This is a genomic window from Pseudomonas sp. SWRI68 (assembly GCF_014269165.1).
In the GTDB taxonomy this organism is placed as follows: Bacteria; Pseudomonadota; Gammaproteobacteria; order Pseudomonadales; family Pseudomonadaceae; genus Aquipseudomonas; species Aquipseudomonas capeferrum.
The window spans coordinates 74,802-99,929 of record NZ_JABWRU010000009.1; the positions used below are offsets into that span (position 1 = coordinate 74,802).

At 63.6% G+C, this 25,128-nt stretch carries 20 protein-coding genes, 6 tRNA genes and 1 pseudogene; 24 read left to right on the forward strand and 3 right to left on the reverse strand.

Features of this window, described 5'->3' with window-relative positions:
• Nucleotides 1-48: 48 nt before the first annotated feature.
• Nucleotides 49-322: pseudogene (locus HU770_RS15200) on the reverse strand (EmrB/QacA family drug resistance transporter); the annotation flags it as partial.
• A 156-nt stretch (nt 323-478) separates the two neighbouring features.
• On the opposite strand from HU770_RS15200, the gene gltX reads away from it, so the two are divergent.
• The 12 genes from gltX to HU770_RS15260 all read left to right on the forward strand — a co-directional run bounded on the left by gltX (nt 479) and on the right by HU770_RS15260 (nt 6,623).
• The gene (gltX, locus tag HU770_RS15205) at nt 479-1,960 is read left to right on the forward strand and encodes a glutamate--tRNA ligase (RefSeq protein ID WP_033700555.1); all 1,482 of its coding nucleotides are present in this window, start codon (nt 479-481) and stop codon (nt 1,958-1,960) included.
• Between the two features lie 245 nt (nt 1,961-2,205).
• A tRNA-Ala gene (locus HU770_RS15210) sits at nt 2,206-2,281 on the forward strand.
• A 72-nt stretch (nt 2,282-2,353) separates the two neighbouring features.
• Nucleotides 2,354-2,429 (forward strand) — tRNA-Glu (locus HU770_RS15215).
• A 53-nt stretch (nt 2,430-2,482) separates the two neighbouring features.
• Nucleotides 2,483-2,558, forward strand: a tRNA-Ala gene (locus tag HU770_RS15220).
• A gap of 42 nt (nt 2,559-2,600) precedes the next feature.
• Nucleotides 2,601-2,676 (forward strand) — tRNA-Glu (locus HU770_RS15225).
• Nucleotides 2,677-2,741: 65 nt separating this feature from the next.
• Nucleotides 2,742-2,817, forward strand: a tRNA-Ala gene (locus HU770_RS15230).
• Between the two features lie 42 nt (nt 2,818-2,859).
• Nucleotides 2,860-2,935: transfer RNA gene (locus HU770_RS15235), tRNA-Glu, on the forward strand.
• 163 nt (nt 2,936-3,098) lie between these two features.
• Nucleotides 3,099-3,638 (forward strand): TetR/AcrR family transcriptional regulator, encoded by a 540-nt coding sequence (locus HU770_RS15240; protein ID WP_047583563.1) that lies wholly within the window; start codon nt 3,099-3,101, stop codon nt 3,636-3,638.
• A gap of 25 nt (nt 3,639-3,663) precedes the next feature.
• Nucleotides 3,664-4,497: an alpha/beta fold hydrolase gene (locus HU770_RS15245; RefSeq protein WP_095064827.1), complete on the forward strand. Its 834-nt coding sequence runs from the start codon at nt 3,664-3,666 to the stop codon at nt 4,495-4,497.
• 76 nt (nt 4,498-4,573) lie between these two features.
• Nucleotides 4,574-5,008 carry a thioesterase family protein gene (locus tag HU770_RS15250; RefSeq protein WP_033700551.1) on the forward strand — a complete coding sequence of 145 codons (435 nt, stop codon included), beginning with the start codon at nt 4,574-4,576 and terminating at the stop codon, nt 5,006-5,008.
• A gap of 51 nt (nt 5,009-5,059) precedes the next feature.
• Nucleotides 5,060-6,031 (forward strand): tRNA-dihydrouridine synthase, encoded by a 972-nt coding sequence (locus HU770_RS15255; protein WP_186653850.1) that lies wholly within the window; start codon nt 5,060-5,062, stop codon nt 6,029-6,031.
• A gap of 148 nt (nt 6,032-6,179) precedes the next feature.
• Nucleotides 6,180-6,623: an Hsp20 family protein gene (locus tag HU770_RS15260; RefSeq protein ID WP_033700549.1), complete on the forward strand. Its 444-nt coding sequence runs from the start codon at nt 6,180-6,182 to the stop codon at nt 6,621-6,623.
• Between the two features lie 58 nt (nt 6,624-6,681).
• Here HU770_RS15260 and HU770_RS15265 read toward each other — a convergent pair whose 3' ends face one another.
• On the reverse strand, nt 6,682-9,978 hold the full coding sequence (locus HU770_RS15265) for a bifunctional diguanylate cyclase/phosphodiesterase (RefSeq protein WP_186653854.1): 3,297 nt from the start codon (nt 9,976-9,978) through the stop codon (nt 6,682-6,684).
• Nucleotides 9,979-10,039: 61 nt separating this feature from the next.
• Complete coding sequence (locus tag HU770_RS15270; RefSeq protein WP_186653856.1) at nt 10,040-10,918, reverse strand: LysR family transcriptional regulator; 879 nt, start codon at nt 10,916-10,918, stop codon at nt 10,040-10,042.
• Nucleotides 10,919-11,048: 130 nt separating this feature from the next.
• Between HU770_RS15270 and leuC the strand changes: the two genes are divergently transcribed.
• From leuC to HU770_RS15330, 12 genes are all read left to right on the forward strand, one after another.
• On the forward strand, nt 11,049-12,482 hold the full coding sequence (leuC, locus tag HU770_RS15275; RefSeq protein ID WP_033700545.1) for a 3-isopropylmalate dehydratase large subunit: 1,434 nt from the start codon (nt 11,049-11,051) through the stop codon (nt 12,480-12,482).
• Nucleotides 12,479-13,123, forward strand: coding sequence for a 3-isopropylmalate dehydratase small subunit (leuD, locus tag HU770_RS15280; protein ID WP_186653858.1), 645 nt, complete (start codon nt 12,479-12,481; stop codon nt 13,121-13,123). Before leuC ends, leuD begins: the two co-directional genes overlap by 4 nt.
• A 93-nt stretch (nt 13,124-13,216) precedes the next feature.
• Nucleotides 13,217-13,981 (forward strand): class I SAM-dependent methyltransferase, encoded by a 765-nt coding sequence (locus tag HU770_RS15285; protein ID WP_047583559.1) that lies wholly within the window; start codon nt 13,217-13,219, stop codon nt 13,979-13,981.
• A gap of 54 nt (nt 13,982-14,035) precedes the next feature.
• Nucleotides 14,036-15,118 carry a 3-isopropylmalate dehydrogenase gene (leuB, locus tag HU770_RS15290; protein ID WP_033700541.1) on the forward strand — a complete coding sequence of 361 codons (1,083 nt, stop codon included), beginning with the start codon at nt 14,036-14,038 and terminating at the stop codon, nt 15,116-15,118.
• A 63-nt stretch (nt 15,119-15,181) separates the two neighbouring features.
• Nucleotides 15,182-16,294: an aspartate-semialdehyde dehydrogenase gene (gene asd, locus HU770_RS15295; RefSeq protein WP_186653863.1), complete on the forward strand. Its 1,113-nt coding sequence runs from the start codon at nt 15,182-15,184 to the stop codon at nt 16,292-16,294.
• Between the two features lie 151 nt (nt 16,295-16,445).
• Nucleotides 16,446-17,450, forward strand: a complete 1,005-nt coding sequence (locus tag HU770_RS15300) for an aspartate-semialdehyde dehydrogenase (protein WP_186653865.1) — start codon at nt 16,446-16,448, stop codon at nt 17,448-17,450.
• Nucleotides 17,451-17,520: 70 nt separating this feature from the next.
• The gene (locus tag HU770_RS15305) at nt 17,521-20,286 is read left to right on the forward strand and encodes a FimV/HubP family polar landmark protein (protein ID WP_186653868.1); all 2,766 of its coding nucleotides are present in this window, start codon (nt 17,521-17,523) and stop codon (nt 20,284-20,286) included.
• 128 nt (nt 20,287-20,414) lie between these two features.
• Nucleotides 20,415-21,272 carry a tRNA pseudouridine(38-40) synthase TruA gene (truA, locus tag HU770_RS15310; RefSeq protein WP_033700536.1) on the forward strand — a complete coding sequence of 286 codons (858 nt, stop codon included), beginning with the start codon at nt 20,415-20,417 and terminating at the stop codon, nt 21,270-21,272.
• A gap of 60 nt (nt 21,273-21,332) precedes the next feature.
• Entirely contained in the window at nt 21,333-21,953 is a 621-nt protein-coding gene (locus tag HU770_RS15315; protein WP_186653871.1) for a phosphoribosylanthranilate isomerase, read from the forward strand.
• A gap of 218 nt (nt 21,954-22,171) precedes the next feature.
• Nucleotides 22,172-23,065 carry an acetyl-CoA carboxylase, carboxyltransferase subunit beta gene (accD, locus tag HU770_RS15320; RefSeq protein WP_033700534.1) on the forward strand — a complete coding sequence of 298 codons (894 nt, stop codon included), beginning with the start codon at nt 22,172-22,174 and terminating at the stop codon, nt 23,063-23,065.
• Nucleotides 23,065-24,351, forward strand: coding sequence for a bifunctional tetrahydrofolate synthase/dihydrofolate synthase (folC, locus tag HU770_RS15325; RefSeq protein WP_186653873.1), 1,287 nt, complete (start codon nt 23,065-23,067; stop codon nt 24,349-24,351). The genes accD and folC overlap by 1 nt, the downstream gene beginning before the upstream one ends.
• 4 nt (nt 24,352-24,355) lie before the next feature.
• The gene (locus HU770_RS15330) at nt 24,356-25,021 is read left to right on the forward strand and encodes an SPOR domain-containing protein (protein ID WP_186664091.1); all 666 of its coding nucleotides are present in this window, start codon (nt 24,356-24,358) and stop codon (nt 25,019-25,021) included.
• Nucleotides 25,022-25,128: the final 107 nt, after the last annotated feature.

Below are 25,128 nucleotides of genomic sequence, written 5' to 3' on the forward strand. Positions count from 1 at the left end.
GGGGCGGATCGCCGCACCGCGAAGAGGCCAGTGCAGCTAAGCGCCCATTCAGTGCGCTTCGCCAGCCTTCAACCCCTCCGGCAGCTTGCGCGTCAGCAGCACTGCCACCATGCTCACCGCCAAGCCGATCCCGACAAATATGGAAGGCGTCGTTGTACGCCATGATCTGCGCCTGCCGCTCCGCCAGTTGTGCCAGGCGCTCTGCCACCTGCGGATTGCTCGGCACCAGTGACTCGCGCAGGTAGTCGAAGTACACCTTGGTCCGCGCATCCAGCAAGGTGGCAAGCAGCGCGATGCCGATGGCGCCCCCCAGGTTGCGCAGGCGTTGTCGGGTGGTAGCAGGCTGAACTGGGCGCCGGAGGCTGCGAACAGGCTGTTGACCCTACCCTCGACAGTGTCGTTCGCGCGATTGCTGGAGCCCGGTGCCTGCTCCCTGCTAACATCCCGCCTTTGTTTCATCTTTCGTTCGAGACCTTCCATGACCACCGTACGCACGCGCATCGCGCCATCGCCCACGGGCGACCCCCATGTTGGCACCGCCTACATCGCCTTGTTCAACTACTGCTTTGCCAAGCAGCACGGCGGTGAGTTCATCCTGCGCATCGAAGATACCGACCAACTGCGCTCCACCCGCGAGTCGGAACAGCAGATCTTCGACGCCCTGCGCTGGCTCGGCATCGAATGGAACGAAGGCCCGGATGTTGGTGGCCCGCACGGCCCTTACCGGCAGAGCGAACGTGGCGAGATCTATGCCCAGTACGCCAAGCAACTGGTCGATGCCGGCCACGCGTTCTACTGCTTCTGCACCGCCGAAGAGCTGGAGCAGATGCGCGCCGAGCAGATGGCCCGTGGCGAGACCCCGCGCTACGACGGCCGTGCCTTGTTGCTGAGCGCCGAGGAAGTACAGCGCCGCCTGGACGCCGGCGAGCCCCACGTGATCCGCATGAAGGTGCCGAGCGAAGGCATCTGCGTGGTGCCGGACATGCTGCGCGGTGACGTCGAAATCCCGTGGGACCGCATGGACATGCAGGTGCTCATGAAGAACGACGGCCTGCCGACCTACTTCCTGGCCAACGTGGTCGACGACCACCTGATGGGCATCACCCACGTTCTGCGTGGCGAAGAGTGGCTGCCGTCGGCTCCGAAGCTGATCAAGCTGTACGAGTACTTTGGCTGGGAGCAGCCGAAGCTGTGCTACATGCCGCTGCTGCGTAACCCGGACAAGTCCAAGCTGTCCAAGCGCAAGAACCCGACCTCGGTGACCTTCTACGAGCGCATGGGCTTCATGCCCGAGGCGATGCTCAACTACCTCGGCCGCATGGGCTGGTCGATGCCGGATGAGCGCGAGAAGTTCTCCCTGGACGAGATGGTCGAGCACTTCGACCTGTCGCGCATCTCGCTCGGTGGGCCGATCTTCGACATCGAGAAACTGTCCTGGCTCAATGGCCAGTGGCTGCGTGAGCTGCCGGTCGAAGAATTCGCCACACGCCTGCAGAAATGGGCGTTCAACAGCGACTACATGATGAAGATCGCCCCGCACGTGCAGGGCCGGGTCGAAACCTTCAGCCAGGTTGCACCGCTGGGTGGTTTCTTCTTCGAAGGCGCGCTGAAGCTTGATGCCAAGCTGTTCGAGAGCAAAAAGCTGTCGGGCGACCAGGTGCGTCAGGTCATCCAGTTGATCCTGTGGAAGCTCGAAAGCCTGCGCCAGTGGGAGAAGGACCGCATTACCGGCTGCATCCAGGCGGTGGTCGAGGCGTTGGAACTGAAGCTGCGTGACGCCATGCCGCTGATGTTTGCCGCCATTACTGGCCAGGCCAGCTCGGTGTCGGTGCTCGATGCCATGGAAATTCTCGGCCCGGACCTGACGCGCTACCGCTTGCGCCAGGCCCTGGACCTGCTCGGTGGCGTGTCGAAGAAAGAAAACAAAGAGTGGGAAAAGCTGCTGGCGACTATCGCCTGACGTGGCGTTAGCGCGAACCTGTGGGCGCAGGCTTGCCCGTTACCACAGGTTCAAATGCTCAGAAAACCATGGGAGAACAAAGGGCAGGGCGGTAAGTGATTGTTATCTGTGAAAAAACTTTTGGATAATTTCAAAAATTCGTTTGACAGCCGTGCAATCCGATCTTAATATGCGCCCCGTCCACAGCGATGAGCGAAACGAAACGCCAGCCACCCAGTCAGCGATTCTGCTCAAAGCGACATTGTGGGGCTATAGCTCAGCTGGGAGAGCGCCTGCATGGCATGCAGGAGGTCAGCGGTTCGATCCCGCTTAGCTCCACCAAATTCCGCTTAGCAGCCAAGGCTGATAAGCAAGACCGGGTCCAGCAACCGGGTCTTGAAGGTAAGAAGGTTCGTCCCCTTCGTCTAGTGGCCTAGGACACCGCCCTTTCACGGCGGTAACAGGGGTTCGAGTCCCCTAGGGGACGCCAGTTTTGCACAAGCGATGTTTCATTGTGTCGCTGGGCCGAGAGGCTAGAAATCCGGGGCTATAGCTCAGCTGGGAGAGCGCCTGCATGGCATGCAGGAGGTCAGCGGTTCGATCCCGCTTAGCTCCACCAATTTTGCCGCGGTACGTGAAAACGGACCGGCACGAAGGTTACGTCCCCTTCGTCTAGTGGCCTAGGACACCGCCCTTTCACGGCGGTAACAGGGGTTCGAGTCCCCTAGGGGACGCCACTTTTACCCGCGTTTTGCGGGGCTTAAAGAGGCTCATTCGTATATTGGATGAGCCTTTTGTTTTCGGGGCTATAGCTCAGCTGGGAGAGCGCCTGCATGGCATGCAGGAGGTCAGCGGTTCGATCCCGCTTAGCTCCACCAATTTTGCCGCGGTTTGTGAAAATGAACCGGCACGAAGGTTACGTCCCCTTCGTCTAGTGGCCTAGGACACCGCCCTTTCACGGCGGTAACAGGGGTTCGAGTCCCCTAGGGGACGCCATGTTTACCCGCGTTTTGCGGGACTTTAAAGGCTCATTCGCTTATTGAATGGGCCTTTTGTTTTTTCCCCTCCAACTATTCCCGGTACCGACAGGTGGCTGAGAATTCCGCTTGCCAAAAAATATTACGCCTATCATATTACTAGCATAATATTTGAGGTGGCCATGAACGACAAAAAGAGCAAGACCCGCGAACGGATTCTCGAGGCAGCGCGCAGTGCCTTGATTCAACATGGCCCGGCAGAGCCGAGCGTCAGCCAAGTCATGGGCGCCGCCGGGCTTACCGTCGGGGGGTTCTATGCCCATTTCGACAGCAAGGACGAGCTGATGCTCGAAGCGTTCCGCCAGTTGCTGGGCGAGCGGCGGGCCTTGCTGGCCCAGGTCGACCCTAGCCTGGATGGCGAAGCACGCCGCGCCTTGGTGTCGGCCTTCTACCTCTCGCGCAAGCACCGCGACGCTGAAGTTCATGCCTGCCCGCTGCCCAACGCCCTGGGCGAGATGCAGCGGTTGCCAGAGGTGTTCCGCGAGGTGCTGGCCGAGCACATCGAGCTGATGACCGCGAAAATGGTCGATCGCCCCGAAGACAGCGACAAAGCCCTGGCCGACCTTGCACTGATGGTCGGTGGCCTGGCCCTGGCGCGTGCCCTGGGCACTGGCGAGCTGTCCGACCGTGTATTGCGTGCCGCCAAGTCGGCGGTGATCTGAATAACCACAAGGCGGGAGCAAGGCGATGACTACCCTGAGCTGGATTCGTGGCATCAATGGCACCCTGGGCCACCTGGCGCCGGAGCATGTGGCCGGCAAGATGCGCCGCGCCTTCATGACCCCGCGCACGCTGCCGCCAAGAGCGTGGGAACTGCCACTGCTGGCCAAGGCCGAGCGCATCACCCTGCGCTTCGGGCTTTCGGCGTTGCGCTGGGGCAAGGGCCCGACGGTATTGCTGATGCACGGCTGGGAAGGGCGCCCCACGCAGTTTGCCGCGTTGATCGAAACCCTGGTCCAGGCTGGGCACACGGTAGTTTCGTTGGAGGGGCCGGCGCATGGGCGTTCGCCTGGCCATCAGGCTCACGTGGTGCTGTTTGCCCGCGCGCTGCTGGAAGCGGCGGCCGAGCTGCCGCCGCTGCGTGCAGTGATCGGGCATTCCATGGGCGGTGCCAGTGTGCTGCTGGCGCTGCAGATGGGCTTGCGCGCCGAGGCGGCGGTGAGCATCGCGGCACCGGCGCGATTGCTCGGCGTGTTGCGCGGCTTCGCCCATCACCTGGGGCTGCCAGCGCGGGCGCGGGCAGCGTTCATTCGCCAGGTCGAGCGGGATGTCGGGATGCAGATCGCACGCCTGGATGTCAGTGGTTATCAACTGGAGCTGCCAGGCTTGGTGGTGCATGCCGCTGACGATGGCCTGGTGGCCGCCGAAGAGGCCCAGATCATCCACAAGGCCTGGTTCGACAGCCGCCTGATGCTGTTGGAGGAGGGCGGGCACCAACGGGTGCTGGCCGACCCGCGTTTGGGCGAGGCAGTGCTCGAGCTGTTGAGCCGTGCCAGTGCGCCGGCGCGGCAAAGCGCCTGAGCATCCGTTACACTCGCCAGGACCGTGGAGCGCAAAGCGCCGCAATCTCCCCCAAAGAAACCTCTCAGGAGCGCGCATGAGCTGGGACCTGGCAACACCCTTCATCATCGACCTGCGCGTCGGCAGCGAAGACATCGACGGCCTCGGCCACGCCAACAACGCCGCCTACGTCACTTGGCTCGAACGCTGTGCCTGGCGCCATTCCCAGCGCCTGGGTCTGGACCTGGCCGAGTACCGGCGCCTGGACCGCGCCATGGCCGTGGTACGCCACGAAATTGACTACCTGGCCGCCGGCTACGAAGACGACGAGCTGCAACTGGCAACCTGGATCATCGAATGGGATCAGCGCTTGCGCATGACCCGCCGCTTCCAGCTCAAGCGCCCACGCGATGGTGTGACCCTGCTGCGGGCGCAGACCACCTTCGCCTGTATCGAGTTGTCCAGCGGCAAGCCCAAACGCATGCCGGTCGAATTTATCGAGGGTTACGGCCAAGCGCTGATCGGTGCCTGAAGGCGTACGGTTTTTTGCTAGACTGCCGCCTTTTCCCGCCGAGACCCACACATGCAAATTGCCCTGGCCCCCATGGAGGGGCTGGTCGACAACATCCTGCGCGACGTCCTGACCCGAGTGGGTGGCATCGATTGGTGCGTCACCGAGTTCATCCGCGTGTGCGACCGCCTGTTGCCGCCTTCATCGTTCGACAAGCTGGCGCCTGAGTTGCGCCAGGGCGCAAGGACTGCGGCCGGCGTACCGATGCGTGTGCAACTGCTGGGCTCTGACCCGGTGTGCCTGGCCGAGAACGCTGCGCTGGCCTGTGAGCTGGGGGCACCGGTAATCGACCTGAATTTCGGCTGCCCGGCCAAGACCGTGAACAAGTCGCGTGGCGGCGCGGTGCTGCTCAAGGAGCCTGAGTTGCTGCATGCCATCGTCCGCGAGGTACGCCGAGCGGTACCGGCGGACATCCCGGTCACTGCAAAGATGCGCCTGGGCTTCGACAGCCCCGACGGTGCACTGGAGTGCGCCACGGCCCTGGCCGAGGGCGGTTCGGCGCACCTGGTGGTGCATGCGCGGACCAAGGTCGAGGGCTACAAGCCGCCGGCTCATTGGGAATGGGTGGCGCGGGTGCAGGATGTGGTCAAGGTGCCGGTGTTCGCCAACGGCGAGATCTGGACCGTGGACGACTGGCGGCGCTGCCGCGAGGTCAGTGGTGCCGAGCACATCATGTTGGGGCGCGGGCTGGTGTCGCGGCCCGACCTGGGCCTGCAGATCGCCGCTGCCCGCGACGGCCGGGCGTACCAGCCCATGAGCTGGGATGACCTGCTGCCGCTGCTGCGCGAATTCTGGCGTCAGGCCCAGGCCAAGCTGTCCCCGCGCTATGCGCCGGGGCGGATGAAGCAGTGGTTGGCGATGCTGACCCGCAGCTACCCAGAGGCGGTGGTGCTGTTTGCCGAGCTGCGTCGGGAAGATGATTGCGCGCGCATCAGCCGCTTGCTGGGGGTTGAGGCGCCGGCCTTCGAGGCATGCGTGGCCTGATCTGCCGCTGTGCAGTAAAAGCGGGAAAACAGAAAATTTTTTCGTAGCCCCTCTTGAAAGCCGTTTCACCGGCCATATCTTTTGAGTACGCGATGCCGAAGTCGGGTCGCGTAGTGACTTACTTGCTGAATCTCAGGAGTTTATGACCATGACTACCGCTTTCTCTCTCGCTCCACTGTTCCGTCATTCCGTTGGTTTCGACCGTTTCAACGACCTGTTCGAATCCGCGGCACGTAACGAGGCCGGTAGCAGCTACCCGCCCTACAACGTGGAAAAACATGGCGAAGACCACTACCGCATCGTGGTTGCCGCTGCCGGTTTCCAGGAGCAGGACCTCGACCTGCAGGTCGAAAAAGGTGTCCTGACAGTCTCCGGTGGCAAGCGCGACAGCAGCGCCGCTGAAGTGACCTACCTGCACCAGGGCATCGCCCAGCGTGCCTTCAAGCTGTCGTTCCGCCTGGCCGACCACATTGAGGTCAAGGCCGCTGGCCTGGCCAATGGCTTGCTCAGCATCGACCTGCTGCGCATCGTGCCTGAAGAAGCCAAAGCCAAGCGCATCCCGATCAATGGCGATAAGCCAGCGCTGAACTAACAGTCAGCCGGTCGGTAACGAGAAGGGCACCTCAGGGTGCCCTTTTCGCATTCCGGCATCAGAAATCTGCCGGTGCCTCCAGCAACATCTGGCGGAACTCCGACAATGGCAGTGGCCGGCTGTGCAGATACCCTTGGTACAAGTGGCAGCCCAACTGCTCGAGAAACGCCAGTTGCTCGGTCAACTCCACGCCTTCGGCGATCACCGCCAGGTCCAGGCTGTGGGCCATGGCGACGATAGCGCGGACGATTTCGGCGTCATTGGGGTCGATCGGCGCGTCGCGCACGAAGGTCTGGTCGATCTTCAGGGCGTCCACTGGCAAACGCTTGAGGTAGGTCAGTGACGAGTAGCCCGTGCCGAAGTCGTCCATGGCAAAGCTCACCCCGTGCCGCTTCAGTTCGCGCATCTTGCTGATGGTGTCTTCGAGGTTCTGGATGACGATGCCTTCGGTGATCTCGAGCTTGAGCATCTGCCGTGGCAGGCGGTAGTCGTCCAGGCTGCGCAGGACCCGCCCGACGAAATCGTTCTGGCGGAACTGCCGCGGGCTGATGTTCACGCACAGGCTGAAGTCATTAGCGTCGATCAACCCATCCATGAGCATGTGCGCGCACGCGTCGCAGGCTTCGTCGAGGATCCAACTGCCCACTTCCAGAATCAGCCCGCTTTCTTCCAGCACCTGGATGAACTGCGCCGGCGGCTGCTGGCCGAGTTGCGGGTGGTGCCAGCGCAGCAATACCTCGGCACCAACGATACGGTTGTCGCGGGCATCCACCTGGGGCTGGAAGTGCAGGGCCAGCTCACCCCGGGCCAGCGCCAGGCGAAGGTCGTTTTCCATGCGCAAGCGCTCGCTGGCGGCCTTTTGCATGGTGGTGTGGAACAGCTGGGTGGTGTTGCGCCCGGAGTCCTTGGCCCGGTACAGGGCAATATCGGCGCGTTTGAGCAGGTCTGCCGGGGTGGTGCCGTGATCGGGGATTAGCGCCACGCCGATGCTGGGGGTCACCTGCAGGCGTTGGCCATCCAGCGACATCGGTTCGGCCAGCAGCTCACGCAGGGTATCGGCCAGATCGCGCACCTTGCTTTCGACCTGTTCGCGGCTGCCTTCCAGGCCGCTAAGTAGCACCACGAACTCGTCGCCGCCCAGCCGCGCCACGGTGTCTTCCAGACGCACACTGGCCTCCAGGCGCGCGGTGATGATCTTCAGCACGGTGTCGCCCACCGGGTGGCCGAGCGAATCGTTGATGTGCTTGAAGTGATCGAGGTCGAGAAACAGCAGCGCACCTCGCAGGTTGTGGCGTTTGAGCAGGGCGATCTGCTGGCTCAGGCGGTCCATCAGCAGGGCGCGGTTGGGCAGGTTGGTCAGCGGGTCGTGGTACGCCAGGTGGCGGATCTGCGCTTGGGCATTCTTCAGCTGGCTGACGTCGCGGGCGGTCAGCAGCAGGCAGTCGGTCTCGTTCAGGGTGATCGGTTCCACCGACACTTCGACGGTGAGGATATCGCCGCGCTTGTTGCGCCCGAGCATCTCCCGATGGTGCACCCGGCCCCGCTCCTTGAGCTCGGCGAGCAGGGCGCTGCGCTGCTTGTCGTCGGCCCAGATGCCCAGCTCGTAAACGCTGCGCCCGACCACTTCCGCCGCGCTGTAGCCGGTCAGCCGGCAGAACCCGTCGTTGATTTCCAGGTAGCGGCCGCTGTAGCGCTCGGTGATGGTGATGGCGTCAGGGCTGGAGTGGAAGGCCTTGGCGAATTTCTCTTCACTGGACTTGAGCGCCGCTTCGGCGCGTTGCTGCTGGGTAATGTCGCGCAGGGTGGTGACGCTGCAGGGCTGGTCATCGACACTGATCAGGCAGCTGGATATCACGCAGGTCAAGGGTGAGCCGTTGCGGTGGTTGACCACCACGGCCACGTTGCTCAGGGCCTGTTCGCGGATCACTCGCTCGATGCGTTGCGCGCGTTCGATGGACTCTGCCCACAGGCCGATTTGCTCGGCGGTGTGGCCGATCACCTGGTCGGCGTTCCAGCCGAAGGTCTGGGTGAAGGCCGGGTTGATCTCGATGAACTGGCCGGTGTCCTGGCGGGTCACGCAGATCGGGTCTGGGCTGACCTGGAACAGGCTGGCGAACTTTTCTTCCGAGGCGCTCAGGCGCTGTTCGCGCTCTACCTGGTCGGTGATGTCCAGCAGCGTGCCAGCCATGCGCAGGGGGTTGCCCTGGTCGTCCCGGTACAGCCGCGCACGGCTTTCGATATAACGCGAAGTGCCGTTGTCCAACTGTACCCGGTAGGTGATCTGGTAATTGCCTGCAGGCCCTTCGCGCAGGCTGCGGTAGGCCTGGCGCATGACGTTGCGCTCTTGCTCCGGCACACCTTCGAAAAAGGCATCGAAGGACTCATGGAAGGGGATGGGGTCAAGGCCGTGCAGTTGCGCCGCGCGGGCCGAGCCATACAGCATGCCGCTGGGGATGTGCCAGTCCCAGGTGCCCAACTGCGCCGAATCCAGGGCCAGATCGAGTCGCTCCTGGCTGTCCTTGAGGGCCTGCTCGGCGCGCTTGCGCTCGGTGGTGTCGACGAAGGTGCTGAGCAGAAAGGTCACGCCCTCCAGTTCGATGCCCTGGGTGCAGAGGATGCCGTCATGCACCTTGTCGTTGCTGGCCCGGAACTGCACCTCCAGGTTCAGCGGGCCGCTGCTGGCGCGGGTGGCGTCGAGCATCTGCTGGCGTTGCTCGGGGTGCACCCACAGGCCCAGCTCCAGGCTGGTCTTGCCGATTACCTGGCTGCCCGGCCAGCCGAACATGTCCTCGAAATGCTGGTTGACCTCGAAGATCATGCCGTCGTGGCGACGGGTCAGCAGGATGGCATTGGGGCTCAGGTGAAACAGCGTGGCGAAGCGCTTTTCCGAGTTGATCAGCGCCGTTTCCCGCTCGCGCTGGCGAGTGATCTCGCGGATCACCCCGATCATCTGCGGCCGGCCATGGCGGTCGTGGGTCAGGCTGCCGTTTATCTCCAGCCAGTGCAGGCTGCCATCCGGCCAGCGGATGCGGTGGCGCATGGCCTGCTCCACGGGCTCGCCGTTGACCACTGCCTGGAACAACTGGCGGGTGCGCGCGCGGTCTTCCTCGGGCAGCAGGTCGAGGTAATCGATGTCGTTGGGCAGCGGGCGTTGCGGGTCGAAGCCGAACAACGCCTGGGTGCCGCGTGACCAACTGACCCGACCGGTTTCGATGTCCCACAGCCAGGCCCCCAGGTGGGCACCGTTAAGCGCGGCCAGCAGCTGTGGGGCGTTTTGCCAGGCCTGCTCGGATTCCTGAGGGTCAGCCGCAGAGATACGCGGCAGGCGCGGAAAGCGGTTTGCTGATTTGGGCATTGGTACCAGACCTTTGGCGTTTGAGGCGTCCTTGAGTTGGAAATGCCGAACTGACGACCGGTCAGGCGGACCCTGCGTGACTGTCGAGCAGGGCCATGAAGGCCCTCGCCGCATTCGATAGCGTTCGCTCCGTGTGCAGTATGTAGCCTAGCTGGCGCGACAGCTGTATGCCGGGTAAAGCGATGGGTGCAACCTGATCGTCGAGCATGGTGCGGGGCAGCACGCTCCAGGCCAGGCCAATGGAAACCATCATCTTGATGGTTTCCAGGTAGTTGGTGCTCATGGCGATGTTCGGCGTCAGCCCCTGGCTTTCGAACAGGCGCTGGACGATGTGGTGGGTAAAGGTGTTGCCGCCCGGGAACACCGCCGGGTGGCGGGCGACATCGGCCAGGCTGACCGCGTGGTTGCTGGCCAGTGGGTGCTCCGGTGCCGCCACGAAGTCCAGGGCGTCGTTCCAGACCGGGATCGCCTTGATCAGGTGGTGGGGCTCGGGTGCCAGGGTGATGACGGCAATTTCAGCGCGGCCATGGAGTATCTCGTCGTAGGCCGCTTCTGAATCCAGGAACTGAATATCCAGTGCCACCGAGGGGTGCTGCCGGGTAAAGGCCCTTAGAAGCGGAGGCAAGCGGTGCAAGCCGATATGGTGGCTGGTGGCCAGGGTCAGTCTACCGCTCACCTGTCCCGTCAAATTGGTCAGTGCGCGTCGAGTATCATCGAGCACATTGAGTATTTGATAGGCCCGTGGCAGCAACGCCCGGCCGGCTTCGGTCAGGGTCACTTCACGCCCCAGCCGGTCGAACAGGCGCACGTCCAATTGCTGCTCAAGGCCGGCGATGCGTTTGCTGATGGCAGGCTGGGTCAGGTGCAGGCGTTCGCCGGCCCCGGAGAAGCTGCCGGTTTCGGCAATGGCGATAAAAGCACTGAGGTTGGCCAGGTCCATCTCTCTGATTCCTGATGGTTATGCAAAGCATGAAAATTATGAATTTGAGTTATTCAATCTATCGCCATAGCATCGTCCGTACAAGCCAAGGGGTCTTTGGCATAGAAAGACGCTGATGAGGAACAGTCTGATGGCTGGCAAAACGCTCTACGACAAACTCTGGGAAGCCCATGAGGTCAAGCGCCGTGATGACGGCTCGTCCTTGATCTACATCGACCGACACATCATCCACGAAGTGACGTCGCCCCAGGCCTTCGAAGGCCTGCGCCTGGCGAACCGCAAGCCATGGCGCATCGACACCAACATCGCCACGCCCGACCACAACGTGCCGACCACGCCAGAGCGCAAGGGCGGTATCGAGGCCATCGTCGACCAGGTGTCGCGCCTGCAGGTGCAGACCCTCGACGAAAACTGTGACGAGTACGGTATCGTCGAATTCAAGATGAACGACGAGCGCCAGGGCATCGTCCACGTCATCAGCCCGGAGCAGGGCGCTACCTTGCCGGGCATGACTGTGGTCTGCGGCGACTCGCACACCTCCACCCACGGTGCATTTGGCGCCTTGGCCCACGGCATCGGCACCTCGGAGGTCGAGCACGTGCTCGCTACCCAGTGCCTGGTCGCCAAGAAGATGAAGAACATGCTGGTGCGCGTCGAAGGCCAATTGCCTGCCGGTGTCACCGCCAAGGACATCGTCCTCGCCATTATCGGCAAGATCGGCACCGCGGGTGGCAACGGCCACGCCATGGAATTTGCCGGCAGCGCTATCCGTGGTTTGTCCATGGAAGGCCGCATGACCATCTGCAACATGTCGATCGAGGCTGGTGCCCGTGTCGGCTTGGTGGCGACCGATGCCACCACCGTTGCCTATGTTGAAGGTCGCCCCTACGCGCCGAAGGGCGAGCAGTGGGAGCAAGCGGTAGCGTCTTGGCAAGACCTGGTTTCCGATGACGACGCGGTGTTCGACACCGTGGTCGAGCTGGACGCCGCGCAGATCAAGCCGCAGGTCAGCTGGGGCACTTCGCCCGAGATGGTGCTGGCGGTTGACCAGCGCGTGCCGGACCCGGCCGCCGAGGCCGACCTGGTCAAACGTGGCTCGATCGAGCGTGCCTTGAAGTACATGGGCCTGACCGCCAACCAGGCGATCACCGATATCCAGCTCGACCGCGTATTCATCGGCTCCTGCACCAACTCGCGGATCGAAGACCTGCGCGCCGCAGCCGAAATTGCCAAGGGCCGCAAGGTCGCTGCCACCGTCAAGCAGGCCATTGTCGTTCCGGGCTCGGGCTTGGTTAAAGCGCAGGCCGAGCGTGAAGGCCTCGACAAGATCTTCCTCGAAGCCGGTTTCGAGTGGCGTGAACCGGGTTGCTCGATGTGCCTGGCGATGAACCCGGACCGCCTGGAAAGTGGCGAGCACTGCGCCTCGACGTCCAACCGCAACTTCGAAGGCCGTCAGGGTGCCGGTGGCCGTACCCACCTGGTCAGCCCGGCCATGGCTGCCGCCGCCGCGGTGACGGGCCACTTCATCGATGTACGCGAGTTGATCCAAGGGAGCGCAGCATGAAAGCCTTTACCCAGCACACCGGCCTTGTCGCGCCATTGGACCGTGCCAACGTCGACACCGACCAGATCATTCCCAAGCAGTTTCTCAAGTCGATCAAGCGCACTGGCTTCGGCCCCAACCTGTTCGACGAGTGGCGTTACCTGGATGTGGGCCAGCCCTACCAGGACAACAGCAAGCGCCCGCTGAACCAGGAGTTCGTGCTCAACCACGCACGCTACCAGGGTGCCAGCGTGTTGTTGGCGCGGGAGAACTTCGGTTGCGGCTCCAGCCGCGAGCACGCGCCCTGGGCGTTGGATGAATACGGCTTTCGCAGTGTCATCGCACCGAGCTTTGCCGACATCTTCTTCAACAACAGCTTCAAGAACGGTCTGTTGCCGATCATCTTGAGCGATGAGGAAGTCGACGAGCTGTTCAAGCAGGTGGAAGCCAACCCTGGCTATCAGTTGACCGTCGACCTGCAAGCCCAGGCCGTGACCCGTCCTGATGGCAAGGTGCTGCATTTCGAGATCGATGCCTTCCGCAAGCACTGCCTGCTCAACGGCCTCGACGACATCGGCTTGACCTTGCAGGACAGCGATTCGATCAAAGCCTTCGAAGGCAAGCACCGCGCCAGCCAGCCCTGGCTGTTCCGGGATGCCTGATTGACCGGCTCCCACATTGGCAACGCTGCCGATGTGGGAGCGGGTTCGCCGGCGAAGCCTGCATAGGCAACACAACACCAAAAGGATTGCCCCATGACCAGCACCACCCACACCGATGTGGTCCAACGCCAGTTCGGCGAACAGGCCAGCGCCTACCTCAGCAGCGCGGTACATGCCCAGGGCACTGAATTCGCCCTGCTGCAAGCCGAGCTGGCAGGCCATGCCGAGGCGCGTGTACTGGACTTGGGCTGTGGTGCCGGTCATGTCAGCTTCCACGTCGCGCCTCTGGTGGCGGAAGTGGTCGCCTACGACCTGTCGCAGTCGATGCTCGACGTGGTCGCCAGTGCCGCTGCCGAGCGTGGCCTGGGCAATATCACCACCGAATGCGGTGCCGCCGAGCGCCTGCCGTTCGCCGACGCCTCGTTCGACTTCGTCTTCAGCCGCTACTCGGCGCACCACTGGAGCGACCTGGGCCTGGCCCTGCGCGAAGTGCGCCGCGTGCTGAAGCCGGGTGGGGTGGCGGCGTTCATCGATGTGCTGTCACCCGGCAGCCCGTTGCTCGACACCTACCTGCAAACGGTCGAAGTGCTGCGCGACACCAGCCACGTGCGCGATTATTCTGCCGCCGAGTGGCAGCGCCAGGTCAGCGAAGCCGGCCTGCACGCCCGTAGCCACACGCGTCAGCGCCTGCGCCTGGAGTGGAGCTCGTGGGTAGAGCGCATGCGCACGCCCGAGCCGCTGCGTGTGGCCATACGCCAATTGCAGCAAGCCATGGGTGAAGAAGTGCGGCAGTATTATCAGATTGAAGCCGACGGCTCGTTCAGCACCGATGTCATCGTGTTGTGGGCCGAGCGCTGAGTTTATTTCGCTGCGGCCGAGCTGGCCGCAGCGCTTGAATGGATAGAGGAAAGCATGAGCAAGCAGATTCTGATTCTCCCAGGTGATGGCATCGGCCCGGAAATCATGGCCGAGGCGGTCAAGGTGCTGGAGCTGGCCAACGACAAGTTCCAGCTGGGCCTGAGCCTGGCGCACGACGTGATCGGTGGCGCGGCCATCGACAAGCATGGCGTGCCGCTGGCTGACGAGACCCTGGAGCGTGCGCGCCAGGCCGATGCCGTGCTGCTGGGCGCCGTGGGCGGCCCGAAATGGGACAAGATTGAGCGTGACATCCGCCCTGAGCGTGGCTTGCTGAAAATTCGCTCGCAACTGGGCCTGTTCGCCAACCTGCGCCCGGCCATCCTCTACCCGCAACTGGCCGATGCTTCCTCGCTCAAGCCAGAAATCGTCTCGGGCCTGGATATCCTCATCGTCCGCGAGCTGACCGGTGGCATCTATTTCGGCGCGCCACGTGGTCAGCGTGAACTCGAAGGTGGCGAGCGCCAGGCCTACGACACACTGCCCTACAGCGAAAGCGAAGTGCGCCGCATTGCCCGCGTCGGTTTCGACATGGCCCGTGTGCGCGGCAAGAAGCTGTGTTCGGTGGACAAGGCCAACGTCCTGGCTTCGAGCCAGCTGTGGCGCGAAGTGGTCGAAGACGTGGCCAAGGACTACCCGGATGTCGAACTGAGCCACATGTACGTCGACAACGCTGCCATGCAGTTGGTCCGCGCGCCCAAGCAGTTCGACGTGGTAGTGACCGACAACATGTTCGGTGACATTCTGTCGGATGAAGCTTCCATGCTGACGGGTTCCATCGGCATGCTGCCTTCGGCGTCGCTGGATGCCGACAACAAAGGCATGTACGAGCCGTGCCACGGCTCGGCGCCAGACATCGCCGGCCAGGGCATCGCCAATCCGCTGGCGACCATCCTGTCGGTGTCGATGATGCTGCGTTACAGCTTCAACCAGCAGGCTGCAGCAGAGGCCATCGAGCAGGCCGTCAGCCTGGTGTTGGACCAAGGTTTGCGCACCGGTGACATCTGGTCGGCCGGCTGCGACAAAGTAGGCACGCAGGAAATGGGCGACGCAGTAGTCGCAGCGCTGCGGAATCTGTAATCTCTCTGGCCCGCCACCGTTTTTGGTCGGTGGCGGCCCACTTTTAGCAAAGGTGTAGTTGCGATGAAACGTGTAGGTCTGATCGGTTGGCGCGGTATGGTCGGTTCCGTGCTCATGCAGCGGATGCTGGAGGAGCAGGATTTCGACCTTATCGAGCCGGTGTTCTTCACCACCTCCAATGTCGGTGGCCAAGGCCCGAACGTGGGCAAGGATACAGCTCCGCTCAAGGACGCGTATTCGATTGAAGAACTCAAGACCCTCGACGTGATCCTGACTTGCCAGGGCGGCGACTACACCAACGAGGTCTTCCCCAAGCTGCGTGAAGCTGGCTGGCAGGGTTACTGGATCGATGCCGCCTCGTCCCTGCGCATGCAGGATGACGCGGTCATCATCCTCGACCCGGTCAACCGCAAGGTCATCGACCAGCAGCTCGATGCCGGCACCAAGAACTACATTGGCGGCAACTGCACGGTCAGCCTGATGCTGATGGGCCTGGGCGGCCTGTTCGAGGCCGGCCTGGTCGAGTGGATGAGCGCCATGACCTACCAGGCAGCTTCCGGTGCCGGCGCGCAGAACATGCGTGAGCTGATCAAGCAGATGGGCGCCACCCACGCGGCCGTGGCCGATGACCTGGCCAACCCGGCCAGCGCCATTCTGGACATCGACCGCAAGGTTGCCGAGACCATGCGCGGTGAAGCGTTCCCCACCGAGAACTTCGGTGTGCCGCTGGCCGGCAGCCTGATTCCGTGGATCGACAAGGAGCTGCCGAACGGGCAGAGCCGTGAAGAGTGGAAGGCCCAGGCCGAAACCAACAAGATCCTCGGTCGTTTCAAGAACCCGATCCCGGTCGACGGTATCTGCGTGCGCATCGGCGCCATGCGATGCCACAGCCAGGCGCTGACCATCAAGCTGAACAAGGACGTGCCGCTGGCCGACATCGAAGGCATGATCAGCCAGCACAACCCATGGGTGAAGCTGGTGCCGAACCAGCGAGAGATCAGCATGCAAGAGCTGACCCCGACCAAGGTCACCGGTACCTTGAACATTCCGGTGGGTCGCCTGCGCAAGCTGAACATGGGCTCGCAGTACCTGGGTGCGTTCACCGTGGGTGACCAGCTGCTGTGGGGCGCCGCCGAACCGCTGCGCCGCATGCTGCGGATTCTGCTGGAGCGTTGATCGCTCTGGTTTGACCGAAAACCCGCGCTGGCGACAGCGCGGGTTTTTTTATGGTGGGTTACGCCTGGTAGCAAACGAATGGCTGTGTTGGCCTCGTCGGGGCAATGCGAGTAAAGTGCCGCTCCCCGTTTCGCCTGAGGCAGCCCGTAGCATGAACCCTTCTCTCGATATCGCCGTCGTCGGCGCCACCGGCAGCGTCGGTGAAACCCTGGTACAGATTCTCGAAGAACTGGCGTTCCCGGTCGCCACCTTGCACCTGCTGGCCAGCATGGAGTCCGCAGGCAGCAGCGTGATGTTCGCCGGCAAAAAGCTCAAAGTCCGCGAAGTGGACAGCTTCGATTTCGCCCAGGTCAAGCTGGCCTTCTTCGCCGCAGGCGCGGCGGTCAGCCGCAGCTTCGCCAGCAAGGCCCTGCAGGCAGGCTGCACGGTCATCGACCTGTCCGCCGGCCTGGACGATGCCCTTGCCGTGGTGCCTGAAGCCAATGCCGAACGCCTTGCCGGCTTGACGCTGCCTGCACGCATTGCCAGCCCTAGCAGCGCAGCCGTTGCCCTGGCCGTTGCGCTGGCACCGCTCAAAGGCTTGCTGGACATCGAACGGGTTCAGGTGATGGCCGCGCTGGCGGTGTCCGCGCAGGGGCGCGAAGCGGTCAGCGAACTGGCCCGGCAGACCGCCGAGCTGCTCAACGCCCGCCCCCTGGAGCCGCGCTTCTTCGACCGCCAGATGGCGTTCAACCTGCTGGCCCAGGTCGGCGCCGCCGACGAACAGGGCCACACCGCGCTGGAGCGGCGCCTGGTCAGCGAATTGCGCGTGCTGCTCGGGCAGCCTGAACTGAAGATTTCGGTGAACTGCGTTCAAGTCCCGGTGTTTTTCGGCGATAGCTTCAGTGTGGCTGTGCAGAGCCGTCGCCCGGTCGACCTGGCTGCGGTCAACCAGGCCCTGGAGTCTGCCGACAGCGTCGAGTTGGTGGAACGCGACGATTATCCGACCCCGGTTGGTGACGCAGTGGGCCAAGACGTGGTCTATGTTGGTCGTGTACGCCATGGTGTCGATGAAGACCAGCAGCTCAACCTCTGGCTGACCACCGACAACCTGCGCAAGGGCGCGGCGCTCAATGCTGTGCAGGTGGCACAATTGTTGATTAAAGACAGGCTGTAAAAGATACTGCGAGCACTTTTGTCCTGCTCTGCATGCAGGTTTCGGGACGATTCATACAAGGGAAGAGGTCATGCTTCGAATTCGCAAACTGGTTCTGGCCATGGCGGCTGCCTCGGCGCTGTCGTCGGGTATGGCCAATGCCCTGGGCCTGGGGGAGCTGACTCTCAAGTCGGCACAGAATCAGCCGCTGGACGCCGAGATCGAATTGCTCGATGTGCGCGACCTCACTGCCGCCGAGGTGGCGCCAAGCCTGGCGCCGCCGGAAGAGTTCAGCAAGGCGGGGGTGGCCTTTCCGACTTACCTCGAAGACCTGACGTTCACACCGGTGATCAACCCCAACGGCAGGAGCGTGCTGCGCGTCACTTCCAGCCAGCCGCTGCCGGGCTCGGTGGTCAAGTTCCTGGTCCAGGTGATGTGGCCGCAAGGGCGACTGCTGCGCGACTACAGCGTCCTGCTCGACCAGGCCAAGGCGCAGGGCAAGCAACCGGCGGCGGCCAATGTGGCGCCGGCGGTGACGGGTGCGAGCAACTACACCACCCAGCGCCGCGACACCTTGTGGCAGATTGCCGCGCGCAACAGCCAGGGCGGTTCGATACAGCAGACCATGATTGCGATCCAGGCGCTGAACCCGGACGCCTTCATTGGCAACAACATCAACCAGTTGAAGGTTGGCCAGGTACTGCGCCTGCCCGATCAGCAACAGGTGCAGAACATCCCTCAGGGCGAAGCGGTTCGCGACGTGGCCGAGCAGTATGCGGCCTGGCGTGAGGGCCGGCGCCTGGGGCCGCGTGCCCGCCAGCTCGACGCCACCCGCCGTGGTGCTGCCGACGCGGCGCCGGAGCGCATTGCCCAAGGTGACAACCTGCGCCTGGTCAGCCCCGGCAACCAGGCTGGCGCAGGGCAGGCCAAGGCGCTCAATGACAAGCTGGCCGTGGCCCAGGAAAGCCTCGACACCAGCCGCCGTGACAACGACGAGCTCAAGAGCCGCATGGCAGACTTGCAGAGCCAGCTGGACAAGCTGCAGCGTCTGATCGAGTTGAAGAACAACCAACTGGCCCGCCTTGAAGCCCAGGGCGCAGCCGGCACGGCCCCGGTCGCCGCCGCGCTGCCAGGCGAGCCAGCACCCACGAAACCGGCGGCAAATGCCCAGCCAGTGGTCAAGCCTGCGCCGGCCGCTGTCGACACCGCGCCGAAAAACGTGCCTGCCGCCAATGCTGCGCCGGCTGCCCAGCCGCGCGGCGCCTTCGACGATGTGCTCGGCAACCCCTTGATGCTGTGGCTGATTGCAGGGTCTGCGTTCCTCGTGCTGCTGCTTCTGCTGGTGCTCTTGATGCGCAAGCGCAAGGCTCAGGAAGAGGCAGAGAAACACCTGCGCATGGCGCGGGCCTTGGCTGAGGAAGAGCAGGGTGCGGGGCTGGACATGGCCTCCGACAGCTTTGAAGGCCTGGATGTTACGGCACCGAGCGTCACGCTGTCGCCAGCCGTGGTCGCGGCCTCCGCCGCAGCTGCCGCCGCCGCGGAAAAACCTGCGGCCCCGGTCACCGAGCCTGTGCTTGAGCCCGACGCCACTGCCGCGCTGCTGGCCGAGGTCGAGCAGAGCGTTGAAAGCGGCCGTCTGAATCATGCCGCCGAGCTGCTCGAAACCGCCCTCGCCGCAGAGCCCGGCCGTGATGAGCTGCGCCTGAAGCTGATGGAAGTGTATGCCCGCCAGGGTGATCACAGTGCGTTCGTCGAGCAGGAGCGTGTGCTGCCGGCCACCGAACAGAACGTGGCTCAGGTTCAGGAAATCAAAGGCCGCTTCCCAGCCATGCTGGGTGTGGCCGCCGCCGGTCTGGGCGCGGCAGCGCTGGCTGCTGAAATGGATGAGCAGTACGTGCAGGGCCTGCTGCAGGACCCGCCTGAGGCACCGGTGGTTGAAGACGTTGTTTCCGAGGGCATGGCAGAGCAAGCGCTTGAGCCTGAGCCAGAAGACGAACCAGCGGTACTGGAGCAGCCCGATTCGGTCGCTGAGGCAGCGCTGGATGACATCGTCGAGCCTGAAACCGAGGCCTTTAGCGAAATGCCTTCGCTTGAGGAATCGGACCTGGACAGCGCCTTCGATCTGAGCCTTGACGAAGACCTGCCCGAGGAAGATCCACTGGCAGCGCCGCTGTTGGACGAGCCGGTACTGGACGAGACTGTACTGGATGAATCGGTGCCGGATGAGCCCGTACTGGACGAGGTGCAGGTAGAGCAACAGCCGGCCGTCGTGGATGCCGAGCTGCAAGCCGAAGCCGAAGCCGATGCTGATTTCGAAGCGATGCTGGCGCAGGCCGAGCCGCAGCCGGTTGCGGACCTGGACGACTTCGACCTTGATGTCAGCGAGCCGGTTGCCCCGGCTGTCGCCGATGAAACCCCGGTGGATGTCGCCGCCGAACTGGCCGCCTTCGACAGCGTGCCGGAGTTCGAGCCGATCTCCGAGCTCGACCTGCCGTCCGATTTCGACCTGTCGCTGTCGCTGGACGACGATTCGCCGGCCGCGAAAAGCTTTGCTTCGGAGCTGGACGACGTCAACGCAGAGCTGGACAAGCTGTCGCAGAACCTCGAGTCGCCTTCGCTGGAGCCGCACTTCACCACTGAGGATGCAGTGGCGCAGCCGGAGCCCGAGCCGCTGGATGACCTGGACTTCGACTTCTTCTCTGGCAGTGACGAAGTGGCCACCAAGCTCGACCTGGCGCGTGCCTACATCGACATGGGCGACCACCAGGGGGCGCGTGACATCCTTGATGAAGTGGTCAAGGATGGCGACGGGACCCAGCGTCAGGAAGCCGAGGAGCTGTTGTCCCGGTTGGTCTGATTCTACTGCTGAAGCGTTGTCGCCGGCGTGTCGGCGACAGGGCCATGACAGGCGTTACCCCCAACGGCAGCCCAACAGGGCTGCCGTTGTCGTTATAATCCCGCCATTGCGTATTCACCACAGGTTTCATGCTCTTGGACATCATCGACACCGCCGCCGAATCCGCGGCCGAAGGCTACTCCCGTATCGCCCTGGGCGTGGAATACAAGGGCTCGCGCTATCGCGGCTGGCAGCGCCAGGCCAGTGGTGTGCCCAGCGTCCAGCAAGCCCTCGAGCAGGCCTTGTCGAAAGTGGCGAACGAGCCTATCTCGGTGATCTGTGCCGGGCGCACCGACGCCGGGGTACACGGCTGCGGGCAGATCGTGCATTTCGATACGCGCGCCATCCGCGACGAACGCGCCTGGACCCTGGGTACCAATTTCAACCTGCCCCACGACATCAGTGTGGTCTGGTCGCGCCCGATGCCGTCAGACTTCCACGCCCGGTTCAAGGCCACGGCGCGGCGTTACCGCTACGTCATCTACAACGACCCGATCCGCCCGGCACACCTGGCCGAGGAGGTGACCTGGAACCACCGCCCGCTGGATGTCGAACGCATGGCCGAAGCCGCCGCGTTCCTGCTGGGCACCCACGACTTCAGCGCCTTCCGCGCCAGCCAGTGCCAGGCCAAGTCGCCGATCAAGCACATCCATCACCTGCGCGTTACCCGCCATGGCCAGATGATCGTGCTGGACGTGCGTGCCACGGCGTTCCTGCACCACATGGTGCGTAACATCGCCGGTGTCTTGATGACCATTGGCGCGGGCGAGCGGCCAGCCACCTGGGCACGTGAGGTGCTGGAGGGGCGCAATCGCCGTGAAGGCGGGGTGACGGCGCATCCGTACGGCCTGTACCTGGTGCAAGTGGAATACCCCGAAGCCTTCCAATTGCCCAAGCGTTACATCGGCCCACACTTTTTGACCGGCTATGAGGCATTGGCTGACTGACGGACGAAAAGTCATTTGCTAACATCCGGCCTTTCACCGCAATAGCAGGGTTCGCAGTCCATGAGCAACGTTCGCAGCAAGATCTGCGGTATTACCCGCATCGAAGACGCGCTGGCTGCCGCCGAGGCGGGGGCTGATGCCATCGGCTTCGTGTTCTACGCCAAGAGCCCGCGCGCCGTGGACGTGCGCCAGGCGCGTGCGATCATTGCCGAGCTGCCGCCATTCGTGACCACGGTCGGGCTGTTCGTCAACGCCTCGCGCTGCGAGCTGAACGAGATCCTCGAAGTGGTTCCGCTGGACCTGCTACAGTTCCACGGCGACGAAACCCCGCAAGACTGCGAGGGTTACAACCGCCCCTGGATCAAGGCCCTGCGGGTGCGCCCAGGCGATGACCTGGAGGCGGCCTGTCGGCTTTACGCTGGCGCCCGGGGTGTGCTGCTGGACACCTACGTGCCCGGCATACCTGGGGGCACTGGCGAGGCCTTCGACTGGTCGCTGGTGCCGGCCCGCCTGAGCAAGCCGATCATCCTTGCCGGTGGGCTGTCTGCACAGAATGTCGGCCAGGCCATTGCCCAGGTGCGGCCTTATGCGGTGGATGTCAGCGGCGGGGTGGAACAGGCCAAGGGCATCAAGGATGCGGCGAAGATCGAAGCCTTCATGCGCGCGGTGAAACAGGCGTGACAGTGGATGTGACGGTTGGCGGCGCACCATCGTCCATAGCTATCGCAGCCCCAACGGGGCGGCCGTCGGTGCGACGGTCGAACAATACATTAACGGTGGAGCGGCGCGCAGGAAGCCCCGGCGGCCGGTCCATCATCGTTTCATAAAAGATATTGAGCTCAAGGGCAGGGCAGGCCGGTCACGCTGGCCCCCGCCCGCCGATACTGGAGAAAGAAAGCATGAGCAACTGGTTAGTCGACAAACTGATCCCTTCGATCATGCGTTCCGAGGTGAAAAAGAGCTCGGTGCCTGAAGGCCTGTGGCACAAGTGCCCGGCTTGCGAGGCCGTGCTGTATCGTCCGGAGCTGGAAAAGACCCTGGATGTCTGCCCCAAGTGCAACCACCACATGCGCATCGGCGCACGTGCGCGTATCGACATCTTCCTCGACGCCGAAGGCCGTGCCGAACTGGGCGCCGAGCTGGAGCCGGTCGACCGCCTGAAGTTCCGCGATGGCAAGAAGTACAAGGACCGCCTCACCGGTGCGCAGAAGCAGACCGGCGAGAAAGACGCCCTGATCTCCATGAGCGGCACCCTGATGGGCATGCCAATCGTGGTCAGTGCGTTCGAATTCTCCTTCATGGGCGGCTCCATGGGTGCCATCGTCGGTGAGCGTTTCGTGCGCGCCGCCAATTACGCCCTGGAAAACCGCTGCCCGATGGTCTGTTTCTCGGCCTCTGGCGGTGCGCGCATGCAAGAAGCGCTGATCTCGCTGATGCAGATGGCCAAGACCTCGGCCGTGCTGGCGCGCCTGCGTGAAGAAGGCATCCCGTTCATTTCGGTGTTGACCGACCCGGTCTACGGCGGCGTTTCCGCCAGCCTGGCGATGCTCGGCGACGTCATTGTCGGCGAGCCAAAGGCACTGATCGGTTTTGCCGGCCCCCGCGTGATCGAGCAGACCGTGCGCGAGAAGCTGCCAGAAGGCTTCCAGCGCAGCGAGTTCCTGTTGGAGCATGGCGCCATCGACCTGATCATCTCCCGTGGCGAGCTGCGCCCGCGTCTGGCCCGCCTGCTGGCGCAGATGACCGGCCAGCAAACTCCGGAGCAGGCACGTGAGGCGGCTGCGGTCGCGTGATGAAACAAAGATCCCTGGGCGAATGGCTCGCCTACCTCGAACAGTTGCATCCATCGGCCATCGACATGGGCCTGGAACGTTCGCAGAACGTGCTTGCCCGCCTTGCGCTGGGCAAGCTGGCGCCGCGCGTGGTAACCGTCACCGGTACCAATGGCAAAGGCTCCACCTGTGCCTTCGTCGCTGCGATGCTGCGTGCCCAGGGGCTCAAGGTTGGCGTGTACAGCTCGCCGCACCTGTTGCGTTACAACGAGCGGGTGCTCATCGATGGCCAGGAGGCCAGTGATGAGCGCCTGTGCGATGCCTTCGCCGCCGTCGAGGCGGCGCGGGGCGAAATTTCCCTGACCTATTTCGAGATGGGCACCCTGGCGGCGTTCTGGTTGTTCTACCAGTCGAAGCTGGATGCCGTGGTGCTCGAAGTGGGCCTCGGTGGCCGTCTGGACACCGTGAACGTGGTCGATGCCGACCTGGCGCTGGTAACCAGTATCGGCGTCGACCATGTCGACTACCTGGGTGATACCCGTGAGTGCGTCGCCTTCGAGAAGGCCGGTATCTTCCGCGCCGGCAAGCCGGCGCTGTGTGGCGACCTCGACCCGCCGCAGCCCTTGCTGGACAAGGCACAGGAGCTGGCAGCGCCGTTGTACTTGCGTGGCCGTGATTTCGACCTGGCAAGCAGCGACGCTGCCTGGCACTGGCGCGGGACCACGGCCGAAGGTGGCCGGGTAGAGCTGCGCGATCTGCCATTGCTCGACCTGCCCATGGAAAACGCCACCTTGGCCCTGCAGGCCTATTTGTTGATGGGCCTGCCATGGGATGCCGGGCAAATCCGCCAGGCATTGCTCGATACCCGCATCACCGGGCGCCTCGATCGCCGCCAACTGAACTGGCAGGGCACGCCGGTGGAGTTGCTGCTGGATGTGGGGCATAACCCGCATGCCGCCGCCTACCTGGCGCGGCGCCTGGCCGCTCGACCGCCCAAGGGGCGCCGCCTGGCGGTGTTCGGCCTGCTCGCTGACAAGGACCTGCAGGGCGTTGTCGAACCCTTGCAGGGGCTGGTCGACGACTGGGCGGTGGCACCACTGGATACACCTCGCAGCCGTCCGGCCGCAGAACTGGCGAATGCCTTGACGAACCTCGGCGCCTCGGTGAAGTCTTATGCCAGCGTCGACGCCGCCCTCGAAGGGCAATGCGCGCAGGCGACGGCGGATGACCAGATCCTGCTGTTCGGTTCGTTTTTCTGTGTCGCCCAGGCCCTGGAGTGGTTGGCGCGGCAGGCCCCGGAGGGTTGAGTAGATGGCAGTGCTGGATAAAGGGATGAAACAGCGCATGGTCGGTGCGTTGGTGCTGGTGGCGCTGGCGGTGATCTTCCTGCCGATGCTGTTCACCCGCGAGGACGAGATGCGCCAGGTACGGGTTGAAGCCCCGCAGGCACCGGCCATGCCGAGCCTGCCCGAGGTGAAGGTGGAGCCGGTCGCCGTGCCGGAACCTCAGGTCATTCCTGAGGAGCCACAGCAGCCCCCGGTAGTGATCGACGAGGCTACTGCGCCAGCGAGCACGCCAAGCCAGCCGATCACGCCGTCGCCACAGACCCAGGCCCAGGCCCAGGCCGCCAAGCCGTCAGTGCTCGCACAGAAGGTGGAAACCAAGCCCGCCGCTGCGCCGGCGCCTGCCGTCGCAGCAGCCAAGCCCGCAACGCCGTCCAAAATCGACGTCAATGGGTTGCCGGTGAGTTGGTCCATCCAGCTGGCCAGCCTGTCCAACCGCGCGGGGGCAGAAAGCCTTCAGCAGACCTTGCGCAGCCAGGGCTACAACGCCTACATCCGCTCTGCAGGCGGTATGAACCGGGTGTATGTCGGGCCGCTGATCGAACGCGCCGAGGCCGAGCGTGTGCGTGATGCAATCAACCGCAAGCACAGCCTCAAAGGCTTCGTGATGCGTTTCCAGCCTGAACGCGGTTGATGGTGCCAGCGCGGTCCGCTCCCACAGGTATCGCGCAGTTGCTGATCGGCCCGACATTCCGCTTACTCCCAGCCCGCTGCTCTGATAAAATGCGCCGCCTCAAACGT

What these genes read in the sequence shown, in the direction of transcription:
- gltX (WP_033700555.1), top strand. Translation starts at nt 479, where the DNA reads ATGACCACCGTACGCACGCGCATCGCGCCATCGCCCACGGGCGACCCC.
- HU770_RS15240 (WP_047583563.1), top strand. Translation starts at nt 3,099, where the DNA reads ATGAACGACAAAAAGAGCAAGACCCGCGAACGGATTCTCGAGGCAGCG.
- HU770_RS15245 (WP_095064827.1), top strand. Translation starts at nt 3,664, where the DNA reads ATGACTACCCTGAGCTGGATTCGTGGCATCAATGGCACCCTGGGCCAC.
- HU770_RS15250 (WP_033700551.1), top strand. Translation starts at nt 4,574, where the DNA reads ATGAGCTGGGACCTGGCAACACCCTTCATCATCGACCTGCGCGTCGGC.
- HU770_RS15255 (WP_186653850.1), top strand. Translation starts at nt 5,060, where the DNA reads ATGCAAATTGCCCTGGCCCCCATGGAGGGGCTGGTCGACAACATCCTG.
- HU770_RS15260 (WP_033700549.1), top strand. Translation starts at nt 6,180, where the DNA reads ATGACTACCGCTTTCTCTCTCGCTCCACTGTTCCGTCATTCCGTTGGT.
- HU770_RS15265 (WP_186653854.1), bottom strand. Translation starts at nt 9,978, where the DNA reads ATGCCCAAATCAGCAAACCGCTTTCCGCGCCTGCCGCGTATCTCTGCG.
- HU770_RS15270 (WP_186653856.1), bottom strand. Translation starts at nt 10,918, where the DNA reads ATGGACCTGGCCAACCTCAGTGCTTTTATCGCCATTGCCGAAACCGGC.
- leuC (WP_033700545.1), top strand. Translation starts at nt 11,049, where the DNA reads ATGGCTGGCAAAACGCTCTACGACAAACTCTGGGAAGCCCATGAGGTC.
- leuD (WP_186653858.1), top strand. Translation starts at nt 12,479, where the DNA reads ATGAAAGCCTTTACCCAGCACACCGGCCTTGTCGCGCCATTGGACCGT.
- HU770_RS15285 (WP_047583559.1), top strand. Translation starts at nt 13,217, where the DNA reads ATGACCAGCACCACCCACACCGATGTGGTCCAACGCCAGTTCGGCGAA.
- leuB (WP_033700541.1), top strand. Translation starts at nt 14,036, where the DNA reads ATGAGCAAGCAGATTCTGATTCTCCCAGGTGATGGCATCGGCCCGGAA.
- asd (WP_186653863.1), top strand. Translation starts at nt 15,182, where the DNA reads ATGAAACGTGTAGGTCTGATCGGTTGGCGCGGTATGGTCGGTTCCGTG.
- HU770_RS15300 (WP_186653865.1), top strand. Translation starts at nt 16,446, where the DNA reads ATGAACCCTTCTCTCGATATCGCCGTCGTCGGCGCCACCGGCAGCGTC.
- HU770_RS15305 (WP_186653868.1), top strand. Translation starts at nt 17,521, where the DNA reads ATGCTTCGAATTCGCAAACTGGTTCTGGCCATGGCGGCTGCCTCGGCG.
- truA (WP_033700536.1), top strand. Translation starts at nt 20,415, where the DNA reads ATGCTCTTGGACATCATCGACACCGCCGCCGAATCCGCGGCCGAAGGC.
- HU770_RS15315 (WP_186653871.1), top strand. Translation starts at nt 21,333, where the DNA reads ATGAGCAACGTTCGCAGCAAGATCTGCGGTATTACCCGCATCGAAGAC.
- accD (WP_033700534.1), top strand. Translation starts at nt 22,172, where the DNA reads ATGAGCAACTGGTTAGTCGACAAACTGATCCCTTCGATCATGCGTTCC.
- folC (WP_186653873.1), top strand. Translation starts at nt 23,065, where the DNA reads ATGAAACAAAGATCCCTGGGCGAATGGCTCGCCTACCTCGAACAGTTG.
- HU770_RS15330 (WP_186664091.1), top strand. Translation starts at nt 24,356, where the DNA reads ATGGCAGTGCTGGATAAAGGGATGAAACAGCGCATGGTCGGTGCGTTG.